The sequence below is a fragment of the Pseudomonas sp. NPDC088444 genome, assembly GCF_044900175.1.
In the GTDB taxonomy this organism is placed as follows: Bacteria; Pseudomonadota; Gammaproteobacteria; order Pseudomonadales; family Pseudomonadaceae; genus Aquipseudomonas.
Map to the genome: position 1 here is coordinate 51,062 of NZ_JBJDNK010000009.1, position 11,678 is coordinate 62,739.

The window sequence follows — 11,678 nt, forward strand, 5'->3', positions numbered from 1 at the left end:
CTCGTGGGGTATTCGATGGGCGTTGCAAGCGCCCTGTAGCAGTCCGGCTTGCCGGCGGTGGCGCCAGTGAAATCGCTGCCGCCGGCAAGCCGGACTGCTACAGAGAGTGGCGGTGCGGACGGAATCAAACCGCCGCGTCGTAAAACAGCTCGCTGCTCTTCTGCTCCACCAGCGCCTGCTCGATCGCCGCCTGATGCACTTCGTCCGAATGCTCTTCACGGGCTTCCGGCTGAATGCCCAGACGGGAGAACAGCAGCATGTCTTTGTCAGCCTGCGGGTTGGCGGTGGTCAGCAGTTTGTCGCCGTAGAAGATCGAGTTGGCACCGGCGAAGAACGCCAGGGCCTGCATTTGATCATTCATCGCCTCACGGCCCGCCGACAGACGCACGTGGGATTGCGGCATCAGAATGCGCGCAACAGCCAACATACGAATGAAATCGAATGGATCGACGTCTTCGGCGTTGGCCAGTGGCGTACCGGCGACTTTTACCAACATGTTGATCGGCACCGACTCCGGATGCTCTGGCAGGTTGGCCAGTTGAATCAGCAGATTGGCGCGATCGTCCAGCGACTCGCCCATGCCCAGGATACCGCCGGAGCAGATTTTCATGCCTGCATCACGCACGTAGGCCAGGGTCTGAAGACGCTCGCTGTAGGTACGAGTGGTGATGATGCGGGTGTAGAAGTCGGGCGAGGTATCGAGGTTATGGTTGTAGTAGTCCAGACCTGCATCAGCCAGCGCCTTGGTCTGGTCCTGATCCAGCTTGCCCAGGGTCATGCAGGTTTCCAGGCCCATGGCTTTCACGCCTTTGACCATTTCCAGCACATACGGCATGTCTTTGGCCGACGGGTGCTTCCAGGCAGCACCCATGCAGAATCGGGTCGAGCCGATGGCCTTGGCGCGCGCTGCCTCTTCCAGCACTTGCTGGACCTGCATCAACTTCTCTTTTTCAAGGCCAGTGTTGTAGTGCCCGGACTGCGGGCAGTACTTGCAGTCTTCCGGGCAGGCGCCGGTCTTGATCGACAGCAGCGTGGAGACTTGCACGCGGTTGGCGTCGAAGTGAGCGCGATGCACGGTTTGCGCCTGAAACAGCAGGTCATTGAAGGGTTGTGTGAACAACGCCTTGACCTCGGCTAAGGTCCAGTCGTGACGCAAAGTGGCATTGATGCTGGCGCTCATGGGCGGCTCCTTCATGTATTTAGGCGAGTACCCGGGCGGTTCACTCAGTTGGCGAAACCGGAAAGACCACAGGCGCAACACGGATGTTCGGCATATTTAAGGAAGCGCGATGCACTGTCAACCACATGACAACCATCAGGTTTACATATGGTTAAAAAACGTACAAACCTGTTTGTTGTGCGACGAACAGACCGACTCGATCCTCCCGATCTGCACCGCCTGCGAAAGCGAACTGCCTTGGCTGATCGACCAATGCGAGCGCTGCGCGCTGCCTTTGCCGATCTCTGGGCTGACCTGCGCGCAATGCACACGACAGCCGCCTGTTTTCGATAAGGTCATCGTGCCGTGGCTGTATGACTTTCCTGTTGACGCGCTGGTCACGCGTTTCAAACATCAGGGCAAATGGCCCTTCGGGCGCTTGCTTGCCGAGCTGCTGAGTCAGACGTTGCAATACCGCTTTGATGAAGGCTTCGAACGGCCAGATGCCTTGATCCCCGTCCCGCTGGCCAACACGAGGCTGCGCCAACGCGGTTATAACCAGGCGGCAATGATCGCGAATTGGCTGGCCTCTGCGCTGAAGCTGCCGGTGAATGAGCAGTTGATCAAACGCACAAAAGACACACCCGCGCAGCAGGGATTGAATGCAAAGGCGAGGAAACGGAATCTGCGGGAAGCGTTTGTGTTGATGGCGCCCGAACACGTTGTCGGCAAACACATCGCGCTGATCGATGACGTGCTCACTACAGGCTCAACCGCCGGCACCATTGCGCGGCTATTGATCCGAGCCGGGGCGAGCCGAGTCGATGTGTATTGTTTAGCCCGTACGCCAAAGCCTGAGGACACACGCTAATCCTGTAGCAGCACAGCTTGCCGACAGTGACGATCTCATATACGCCACCGCCGGCAAGCCGTGCCGCTACAGGGACTCGTATTGCATTAAAGGAAAGTGCCTTACACTTCGCCCCATCACAACATGACCAGACTTGCCCAACATGTCCCTACCCCCCTCCCTCACGCAACACATGGTCCGCCGCCCTCATCGCATCGCGCTGTTGCAACACATTGCCGAGCAAGGCTCGATCACTCGGGCCGCGAAAAGCGCGGGGTTGAGCTACAAGGCGGCGTGGGATGCCATCGATGAGCTGAACAACCTGGCGCAGAAGCCGCTGGTCGAGCGCAGCGTTGGTGGGCGGGGCGGTGGCGGCGCGAAGTTGTCGGAAGAAGGCGAGCGGGTGTTGCGTCTGTATCAGCGCTTGCAAGCGTTGCAGACGCAACTGCTGGAAACGCCGGAAGAATCTGACGATCTGGCGCTGCTCAGCCGATTGATGCTGCGCACCAGCGCCCGCAACCAGTTGCACGGCGAGGTGTCGAGCATCACGCCGTTCGGGCGCAACGACATGATTGGGCTGGCACTGGCGGGCGGCCTGTCTATCGATGTGCAGATTACCCACGACAGCACCCAGCGGTTGGAGCTGGAGAAAGGCACTCAGGTGTTTGCGCTGATCAAGGCCAGTTGGCTGGAGCTGCTGCCGCCCGACCATCCCGTAACACCTGGACACAATTGTCTGAGCGGCAAAATCGAGGAAATTCTGGACGGTGAAGACGGCCCCTGCGAAGTCAGAATTGTGCTGCCCAGCAGTCAGACGCTGTGCGCAGTGGCAGAGCCAGACCACCTCAAATCTTTGAATTTAAAGGTCGGCAGTCAGGTAAGCGTCCTGTTCGCGCCGTCCTATGTACTGATTGGCACTCCACTTTAACGGGCGACGATTTGCTGTTTTCAGCGGCCCACACCGTCACCGAACGGACACAATAGCGTCATCCAGGCTGAATAAGGTTTGCGCCAAAACCGCAGGAAGCCCGTGATGAAACTATTAGAAGAACACCAGTCAACCGACCTCGAAACGCTTGTCTCTCAAAACGGCGCAGGCCTCACCCGTCGAGGCTTCATCAGCGCAGGCGCCCTGTGTGGTGCGGCGATGTTTCTGGGCGGTAACCTGCTCAGCCGCAGCGTGATGGCCGCCAGCGTCAACGCAGGCAACAGCACGCTGATTGGCTTCGACAGTATTCCCGCCTCCACCGCCGACAGCATCAGCCTGCCACCGGGCTACAGGTCTTCCGTCCTGATCAGTTGGGGTCAGCCTCTGCACGCAGGCGGCCCGGCGTTCGACCCGAGCGGCAAAGGCACCGCTAAGGCGCAGGAACTGCAATTCGGTGACAACAACGACGGCATGAGCCTGTTCACCTTCCCCGGCGACGACGTCAACACCGCTGGCCGTGCGCTGATGGCCATCAACAACGAGTACACCAATTACCGCTATCTGTTCGATCACGGCAAAGACCCTCAATCCGCTGACGACGTGCACAAGGCCTTGGCCAGCGAAGGCGTTTCAGTGATCGAAGTGAAGCGCGAAAGCGGTGAATGGAAGTTCGTGCAAGGTTCGAAGTACAACCGCCGCGTTCATGGCAACACGCTGATTCACCTGAGCGGCCCGGCAGCCGGGCATGATTGGTTGAAAACCTCGGCCGACAAGACCGGCAAGAACGTGCTCGGTACTTTCCAGAACTGCGCCAACGGCAAGACGCCGTGGGGAACCTATCTGACGTGCGAGGAGAACTTCACTGACTGCTTCGGCAGCAGCGATCCTGCACAAAAGTTCGACGCCGCGGCCAAGCGCTACGGCGTGGTCGCCACCAGCAAGGAGGTGAACTGGCACCCTCACGATCCTCGCTTCGATGTCGCGAAAAACCCCAACGAATTCAACCGCCACGGCTGGGTGGTGGAGATCGACCCGTTCGATCCGAAATCCACACCGGTCAAGCGCACGGCATTGGGCCGCTTCAAACATGAAAACGCCGCCGTGACCGAAACCAAAGATGGCCGCGCAGTGGTGTACATGGGCGACGATGAGCGGGGCGAGTTCATCTACAAATTCGTCAGCCGCGACAAGATTGACCATAAGAACCCGAAAGCCAATCGCGACATCCTCGACCACGGCACGCTGTACGTCGCCCAGTTCGATAATGGCGACAGCAACCCGGATCACCCTAAGGGCCAGGGCCGATGGATCGAGTTGACCCACGGCAAGAACGGCATCGACGTATCGAGCGGTTTTGCCAGCCAGGCCGAAGTGCTGATTCATGCGCGTCTGGCGGCGAGCGTGGTCAAGGCGACACGCATGGACCGGCCGGAGTGGATCGTGGTCAGCCCCAAGGATGGTCAGGTCTATTGCACGCTGACCAACAACGTCAAACGCGGTGAAGATGGCCAGCCAGTGGGCGGCCCGAACCCTCGGGAGAAAAACCAGTACGGGCAAATTCTGCGCTGGCAGGAAAAGGGCTCGGATGCGTCGTCGCTTGAGTTTGCCTGGGACCTGTTCGTTGTCGCGGGCAATCCTGATGTACACACGGGAAAACCGCAGGGCGGTTCCAGCCACATCACTGCGCAAAACATGTTCAACAGCCCGGATGGCCTGGGTTTCGACAAGGCCGGTCGATTGTGGATTCTCACCGACGGCGACTACTCGAACGCCGGGGACTTCGCAGGCATGGGCAACAATCAGATGCTCTGTGCTGACCCGGCCAGCGGTGAGATTCGCCGCTTCATGGTCGGCCCGATTGGCTGCGAAGTGACCGGTATCAGCTTCGCGCCGGATCAGAAAGCGCTGTTCGTGGGGATTCAACACCCCGGCGAGAAAGGCGGCTCGACCTTCCCCGAGCATTTGCCGAACGGCAAGCCAAGATCGTCGGTGATGGTGATCACGCGGGAGGATGGCGGGGTTATCGGCGCTTGATTCAGCCCCCCGTCCAGACCGAGTGATGTTCCCTGTGGGAGCGAATTCATTCGCGATGCGATCGTACATCCGACACATCTCTACCGGATGTACGACCGATTCGCGAATGAATTCGCTCCCACAGTTTGGTCTGCGGCACTGAGCGTAACCTGCTGTGTCAGCTGCAACGTGTCTGCGTTAACATAACGGGCCCGACGCGGCCGCCGGCCGCGCGCAGGAGTACGCATGGCCCACCCCTTCGAAACACTCACACCGGACCTAGTGCTGGACGCCGTCGAGAGCATCGGCTTCGTCAGCGACGCACGCATTTTGGCGCTCAACAGCTACGAAAACCGCGTCTATCAGGTCGGCATCGACGGTGATCAGCCGCTGATCGCCAAGTTCTACCGCCCCGGTCGCTGGACCAACGAGGCCATCCTCGAAGAACACAGCTTCACCGCCGAACTGGCCGAAGTGGAAATCCCGGTCGTCGCGCCCCTTGTCCACAACGAGCAGACCCTGTTCGAACACGGCGGATTCCGCTTTACGCTCTTTCCCCGCCGCGGCGGACGCGCGCCAGAGCCGGGCAACCTGGATCAGCTTTATCGCCTCGGCCAGTTGCTGGGGCGCATTCATGCCGTAGGCGCTGCTCGCCCCTTCGAGCACCGCGACGCGCTGGGCGTGAAGAATTTCGGCCATGACTCGCTGAACTACCTGCTGGAACACAACGTGATTCCCCGCAGTTTGTTGCCCGCCTATGAGTCGGTAGCCACAGACCTGCTCAAGCGCATCGAAGATGCCTACGCGGCAACGCCGCATCAGAACATCCGCATGCACGGCGACTGCCATCCCGGCAACATGATGACCCGCGATGACATCTTCCATATTGTCGATCTGGACGACTGCCGCATGGGGCCTGCCGTTCAGGACATCTGGATGATGCTCGCAGGTAGTCGTCAGGATTGTCTGAGTCAGTTGTCGGAATTGATGGACGGCTACAACGAGTTTCACGATTTCGACCCGCGTGAACTGGCACTGATCGAGCCGTTGCGCGCCTTGCGACTGCTGCATTACAGCGCCTGGCTGGCGCGTCGTTGGGACGATCCGGCGTTTCCTCACAACTTTTCCTGGTTTGGCACCGAGCGGTACTGGGGCGATCAGGTGTTGGCGTTGCGCGAGCAAATGGCGGCGCTGAACGAGGAGCCGTTGAAGTTGTTTTGAATCGCACCACCGGCTCTGCCCGGAGGGCGTGATGTTCATTTATAAAAACTTGCCGAAGGTCCACCCATGCAAGCTGCCAACCCGCGTCGCGGGTACATCCTGGGTCTCAGTGCCTACATCATCTGGGGCCTGTTTCCGATCTATTTCAAACTGCTGTCCGCTGTGCCCTCGATAGAAATCATCGTCAATCGCGCTATCTGGTCGGCGATCTTCGGTTCACTGCTGTTGCTGGTCTGGAAACACCCCGGCTGGTGGCGTGAGCTGCGGGACGACCCGCGCCGACTGGCGATTCTGGCGGGCAGCGGCTCGCTGATCGCTGCCAATTGGTTGATCTACGTGTGGGCGGTGAATAACAACCACATGGTCGAGGCCAGCCTGGGGTATTTCATCAATCCACTGATCAACGTGATGCTGGGCATGGTCCTGCTCAGGGAGCGGCTGCGCCCCCTGCAATGGGCGGCGGTGATCCTTGCGCTGGTCGGTGTGCTGCAACAGGTGTGGCATGTCGGTAGCCTGCCGTGGATTTCTCTGGCATTGGCGTTCAGTTTTGGTTTCTACGGGTTGATTCGCAAGAAGGCACCTGTGGCTGCGCTGCCAGGCTTAGTGGTCGAAACCTGGATTCTGGTGCCACTGGCCATTGGCTGGTTGCTGTTCAACCCGACGGCTCACAGTGCACAGGCTGAATTCTGGAGCACGTCGGAGGCGATCTGGCTGGCGGCTGCCGGCCCCGTAACGCTGGTACCGTTGGTGTGTTTCAACGCCGCTGCGCGGCATTTGCCCTATGCGACATTGGGTTTTCTGCAGTACATCGCGCCGACACTCGTGCTCTCGCTCGCCGTGCTGGTGTTCGGTGAACAACTCCCCTCGACCACCGTAGTGACGTTCTGCTTCATCTGGGCCGGATTGGTCATCTACAGCGTTGACGCCTGGATGGCTTCCCGTCGTCGCGCGTCACGCTGATCAAAAAACAAGCACATCGCTGCAGGCACCGAACTAAAAGGGCTACAGCGATGTTTGCTCAGGTTATCCACAACCTCACTCAAGGTATCTGTGCACAACGCACCTCCGACGCTGGCCTTCAAAACCTATCAAACGGCTGCGCCAGAGGGTGTTGTCGTCGTCGATTTTGGGTAGACGCGGACAAACTGAAATTGAACAAGGCTGGAATGTTCGACGACAAACGGCTGGTCAACACTTTCACGGTGCAATCTCGTGACACGAACCTCTCCAACGCTCGTCCCCTTGCCAATCGACGGCTCGACCCTATCCGTCAGAGGTCTCATCTCGTAATTACGAAATCGTGCTGTCGGGTTCTAGAAAGTTGTTACGGCAGTGAGAAAGCACGATCGTTTTATAACGTTCGCCTTTTTCGTTTACCAACTTTCCAGCCTGGTCAAGGTCAATGAGCCGCTGCACGCTTGCGCGTGCAGGATCGGTGTCTCCGAAGTCGCTGATTGTATCGCTAACGGTAAGCAATTGTAGGGAGCGGTCAGGAAGGAGTCTTATGCAAACCGCTTAAGGCTGCGTCAGTCGTCAGGGTTGAGTTTGAGCTCCACCATTAATTCATCCGCCAGCGTTTCAAGACACTCCTGCAATACCTCCAACGTCAAGGTCGCTGGCAATCCCAACAACGCATTGGCGCGGAACAGCAGTTCGCTGCTCATCGGAGCGGGTTCAACGCTGGTCTCCAGTGCTTCAACGTTAACGCCCTGCTCTGCCAATACGCGCGTGACGTCACGCACGATCCCCGGCCGGTCATTGCTCACCAGTTCCATACTGATGGGCTTCCAGGTTTCGGATGACTCAGGGCCCAGATCCGCAAACTGAACACGAATGCCCTGGGTTGCCAAATCCAATAAGGCGTCCTTCAGCGCAGGCTGAGCTTCGACCGGTGCGCCAATGCGCAATATCCCGGCGAACTGCCCCGCCATATGGCTCATGCGACTTTCCAGCCAATTGCCACCGTGATTTGCGATACACGATGCGATCCGTTCGACCAGCCCCGGTTTGTCGGCAGCAAATACGGTGACGATGAGATAGTCCATGGTCGACTCCTTCAGTCTTATAGGTCTGCAGGCCGTCAAACAGTGCCTGCACAGCGGTTGGGCAAGTATAGGCAACACATCAGACAGCGCCCGGATGCTTCCTCAGGAAACAATTTGTGTACTGTTTTGATAATTCTCTGGAACAATTCACACTTTTTTTGAGAACATCCGTAACCCCGATGTGACTCGTCGTGAAAATCCAGTCGCTTGGTGACATATTTAGTCTGATTTTCACGCCGCGACTCATCATGTAGTATTCCACCGCGTTCACTACATAAGCGTTAACCCGACGCAGAAACGATGCCTGACTTAGCATCGCCGCGCGTTGAAGCCTGTTTCGCGAAGCGCCCCGCGCCTTTTCTTTCAGGTACTCGCCCCGGCCCAGCCGCCCGCAAGGGCACGTTCTGGCAAGGGAGAGCGGCGATGACGATGGCTTTAACAAGAGAGCGCTCGAAGCGCACATAGCTGAGCAGAGTGAGGCAAGCAATGACTGAACACGTTCAAGTCGGTGGCCTTAAGGTCGCCAAAGTCCTGCTGGATTTCGTGAACAACGAAGCCATTCCCGGAACCGGCATCGAAGCCACTGCGTTCTGGGCCGGTGCCGACAAGCTCATCCACGAGCTGGCACCGAAGAACAAAGCCCTGCTCGCCAAACGTGATGACTTCCAGGCCCGCATCGACGCCTGGCACCAGTCCAATGTCGGCAAGGCCCACGACGCCGCCGCATACAAGGCTTTCCTTCAGGAAATTGGATACCTGCTGCCAGAAGCAGCGGACTTCCAGGTCACGACGCAAAACGTCGATGAAGAAATTGCAACCATGGCCGGTCCACAACTGGTGGTCCCGGTGATGAACGCCCGTTTCGCGCTGAACGCCTCGAACGCCCGCTGGGGTTCGCTGTATGACGCGCTGTACGGCACCGACGCTATCTCCGAAGAGGGCGGGGCGGAAAAAGACCAAGGCTATAACAAGGTGCGCGGCGACAAGGTCATCGCCTTCGCCCGCGCCTTCCTCGACGATGCCGCGCCACTGGCGGCGGGTTCTCACGTCGATTCGACCGGTTACAAAATCGTTGATGGCGTGCTGATCGTCGGCCTCAAGGGCGGCAGCAACACCGGTCTGCGCGACGACGCGCAATTGGTCGGCTTCCAGGGCGAGGCGTCGGCGCCGACGGCCATTCTGCTGAAACACAACGGCCTGCACTTCGAAATCCAGATCGATGCCAACAGTCCTGTCGGCCAGACCGACGCAGCGGGCGTCAAAGACGTGCTGATGGAAGCCGCGCTGACCACCATCATGGACTGCGAAGACTCCATCGCCGCTGTTGACGCTGACGACAAAGTAGTGGTCTACCGCAACTGGTTGGGCCTGATGAAGGGCGATCTGTCCGAAGAAGTGGCCAAAGGCGGCACGACGTTCACTCGCACCATGAATCCGGACCGCGTTTACACCTCGCCAAAAGGTGAGCCTGTAACGCTGCACGGCCGTTCGCTGCTGTTCGTGCGTAACGTCGGCCATTTGATGACCATCGACGCCATCCTCGACAATCAGGGCAATGAAGTGCCGGAAGGCATTCTCGACGGCCTGATGACCAGCCTGGCGGCGATCCACAACCTCAAGGGCAATACGTCCCGCGCCAACAGCCGCAAAGGCTCGCTGTACATCGTCAAACCGAAGATGCACGGCCCGGAGGAAGTCGCTTTCACCAACGAGCTGTTCGGTCGCGTTGAAGACGTGCTGGGCCTGCCGCGCAACACCCTGAAAGTCGGGATCATGGACGAGGAGCGCCGCACGACGGTCAACCTCAAGGCCTGCATCAAATCAGCCAGCGAGCGTGTTGTGTTCATCAACACCGGCTTTCTGGACCGCACTGGCGACGAGATTCACACCTCCATGGAAGCCGGACCGGTCGTGCGCAAGGCACAGATGAAGGCTGAAAAGTGGATCGGCGCGTACGAAAACTCCAACGTCGACATCGGCCTGAAGTGCGGCCTGCAAGGCCGTGCGCAAATCGGCAAAGGCATGTGGGCCATGCCGGATCTGATGGCTGCGATGCTGGAGCAAAAGATCGCCCACCCACTGGCGGGCGCCAACACCGCCTGGGTGCCGTCGCCAACCGCAGCCGCGCTGCATGCCCTGCACTACCACAAGGTCGACGTATTCGCGCGCCAGGCAGAGCTGGCTCAGCGCGCACCGGCGTCGGTCGATGACATCCTGACCATCCCGCTGGCACCGAACACGAACTGGACGCCTGAAGAGATTCAAAACGAACTGGACAACAATTCGCAGGGCATTCTGGGTTATGTGGTGCGCTGGATCGATCAGGGCGTGGGTTGCTCGAAAGTGCCTGACATCAACGATGTCGGCCTGATGGAAGACCGCGCGACGCTGCGCATCTCCAGCCAGCACATCGCCAACTGGCTGCGTCATGGCGTGGTCAGCGAGCAACAGGTCATGGACAGCCTCAAGCGCATGGCGCCGGTGGTAGATCGTCAGAACGCCAACGACGCTCTATACCGCCCACTGGCGCCGGACTTCGACAGCAACATCGCCTTTCAGGCGGCGGTGGAGCTGGTGATCGAAGGCACCAAACAGCCGAACGGCTACACCGAGCCGGTGCTGCATCGCCGTCGCCGTGAGTTCAAGGCGAAGAACGGGCTGTAAAACAGGCGGTGTGTTTCAACGACACCCCCCCTTTGCGAAACGACGCAATCTCATGTGGGAGCCGGCTTGCTGGCGAAAGCGATGGGTCAGATAAATCAATGTCACCGACCCTCCGCTCTCGCCAGCAAGCCGGCTCCCACAATTTCAAGACCGCGACTACCTTATGCCATCCCCAATTCCCGCTTCACTAACTTCAACAACTGCTTGGTGTTGATCGGCTTGAGCAGAAAATCCACGACGCTCAGGTGCATCGCATCAATCGCATCCCTTACATGAGCATCGCCTGACACGATAATGATCGGTAGCGCCGCGCGGTCCGAATCGCGAACCTGTCGAATCAATTCCAGCCCGTCGCACGGCACCATGCGCAGGTCGGTGATCAGCAGTGCAATGGACGGCCGGGTTTCCAGCAAATGCATGGCACTGGTGCCGCCAGCCGCCGTGATGCAACTGATGTCGTTGAGGCTGAGGATCTCGGCGAGGATCTCCCGAGCATCCTTGTCGTCGTCGACGATCAGCACCCGTTGTGGCGATTGCGATGCAGGCGCCAGCATGACCTCATTGAGGGCATCGCGCTCTTCATCACTCAAAATGTCGTGATCGAACATACCCGTCTCATCTTCCCGTCGACTTCATTCTGACAGCGCAATCGGACTGATACGCTGCAACGTTCTCGGCTTCCTGCCAGGCCTTCTCGGCCGCGGCGTGAAGGTTGTACACCACGGCCCCCTCGCCCTCCAGTGACGAATTGCCGCCTAAGACTTACGTCCAATGGGCACTGCCCGATAAGCGGTCGAC

At 58.9% G+C, this 11,678-nt stretch carries 9 protein-coding genes; 6 read left to right on the forward strand and 3 right to left on the reverse strand.

The window, feature by feature from the left end; translation table 11 throughout:
- Positions 1-124: 124 nt before the first annotated feature.
- The gene (gene bioB, locus ACI2KB_RS18320) at positions 125-1,180 is read right to left on the reverse strand and encodes a biotin synthase BioB (RefSeq protein WP_404636608.1); all 1,056 of its coding nucleotides are present in this window, start codon (positions 1,178-1,180) and stop codon (positions 125-127) included.
- Positions 1,181-1,289: 109 nt separating this feature from the next.
- On the opposite strand from bioB, the gene ACI2KB_RS18325 reads away from it, so the two are divergent.
- The 5 genes from ACI2KB_RS18325 (at position 1,290) to rarD (ending at position 7,131) form a co-directional block, all read left to right on the forward strand.
- Complete coding sequence (locus ACI2KB_RS18325; RefSeq protein WP_404636609.1) at positions 1,290-2,030, forward strand: ComF family protein; 741 nt, start codon at positions 1,290-1,292, stop codon at positions 2,028-2,030.
- 142 nt (positions 2,031-2,172) lie between these two features.
- On the forward strand, positions 2,173-2,937 hold the full coding sequence (locus tag ACI2KB_RS18330; RefSeq protein ID WP_404636610.1) for a TOBE domain-containing protein: 765 nt from the start codon (positions 2,173-2,175) through the stop codon (positions 2,935-2,937).
- A gap of 105 nt (positions 2,938-3,042) precedes the next feature.
- Positions 3,043-4,971: a PhoX family protein gene (locus ACI2KB_RS18335; RefSeq protein ID WP_404636611.1), complete on the forward strand. Its 1,929-nt coding sequence runs from the start codon at positions 3,043-3,045 to the stop codon at positions 4,969-4,971.
- Positions 4,972-5,196: 225 nt separating this feature from the next.
- Positions 5,197-6,171 (forward strand): serine/threonine protein kinase, encoded by a 975-nt coding sequence (locus ACI2KB_RS18340; protein WP_404636612.1) that lies wholly within the window; start codon positions 5,197-5,199, stop codon positions 6,169-6,171.
- 66 nt (positions 6,172-6,237) lie between these two features.
- The gene (gene rarD, locus ACI2KB_RS18345; protein ID WP_404636613.1) at positions 6,238-7,131 is read left to right on the forward strand and encodes an EamA family transporter RarD; all 894 of its coding nucleotides are present in this window, start codon (positions 6,238-6,240) and stop codon (positions 7,129-7,131) included.
- Between the two features lie 566 nt (positions 7,132-7,697).
- On the opposite strand, the gene ACI2KB_RS18350 is transcribed toward rarD, so the two are convergent.
- Positions 7,698-8,216, reverse strand: a complete 519-nt coding sequence (locus ACI2KB_RS18350) for a glycine cleavage system protein R (RefSeq protein WP_404636614.1) — start codon at positions 8,214-8,216, stop codon at positions 7,698-7,700.
- 486 nt (positions 8,217-8,702) lie between these two features.
- Here ACI2KB_RS18350 and ACI2KB_RS18355 point away from each other — a divergent pair, with 486 nt between their 5' ends.
- Positions 8,703-10,880 carry a malate synthase G gene (locus ACI2KB_RS18355; RefSeq protein ID WP_404636615.1) on the forward strand — a complete coding sequence of 726 codons (2,178 nt, stop codon included), beginning with the start codon at positions 8,703-8,705 and terminating at the stop codon, positions 10,878-10,880.
- A gap of 161 nt (positions 10,881-11,041) precedes the next feature.
- Here the strand turns inward: ACI2KB_RS18355 and ACI2KB_RS18360 are convergent, their stop codons facing one another.
- Positions 11,042-11,488 (reverse strand): response regulator, encoded by a 447-nt coding sequence (locus ACI2KB_RS18360; RefSeq protein WP_404636616.1) that lies wholly within the window; start codon positions 11,486-11,488, stop codon positions 11,042-11,044.
- Between the last annotated feature and the right edge of the window lie 190 nt (positions 11,489-11,678).

Bases quoted from the DNA above. Each gene is read 5' to 3' on its own strand.
- ACI2KB_RS18325 (WP_404636609.1), top strand. From the start codon at position 1,290: ATGCACTGTCAACCACATGACAACCATCAGGTTTACATATGGTTAAAA.
- ACI2KB_RS18355 (WP_404636615.1), top strand. From the start codon at position 8,703: ATGACTGAACACGTTCAAGTCGGTGGCCTTAAGGTCGCCAAAGTCCTG.
- ACI2KB_RS18335 (WP_404636611.1), top strand. From the start codon at position 3,043: ATGAAACTATTAGAAGAACACCAGTCAACCGACCTCGAAACGCTTGTC.
- bioB (WP_404636608.1), bottom strand. From the start codon at position 1,180: ATGAGCGCCAGCATCAATGCCACTTTGCGTCACGACTGGACCTTAGCC.
- ACI2KB_RS18350 (WP_404636614.1), bottom strand. From the start codon at position 8,216: ATGGACTATCTCATCGTCACCGTATTTGCTGCCGACAAACCGGGGCTG.
- ACI2KB_RS18340 (WP_404636612.1), top strand. From the start codon at position 5,197: ATGGCCCACCCCTTCGAAACACTCACACCGGACCTAGTGCTGGACGCC.
- rarD (WP_404636613.1), top strand. From the start codon at position 6,238: ATGCAAGCTGCCAACCCGCGTCGCGGGTACATCCTGGGTCTCAGTGCC.
- ACI2KB_RS18330 (WP_404636610.1), top strand. From the start codon at position 2,173: ATGTCCCTACCCCCCTCCCTCACGCAACACATGGTCCGCCGCCCTCAT.
- ACI2KB_RS18360 (WP_404636616.1), bottom strand. From the start codon at position 11,488: ATGTTCGATCACGACATTTTGAGTGATGAAGAGCGCGATGCCCTCAAT.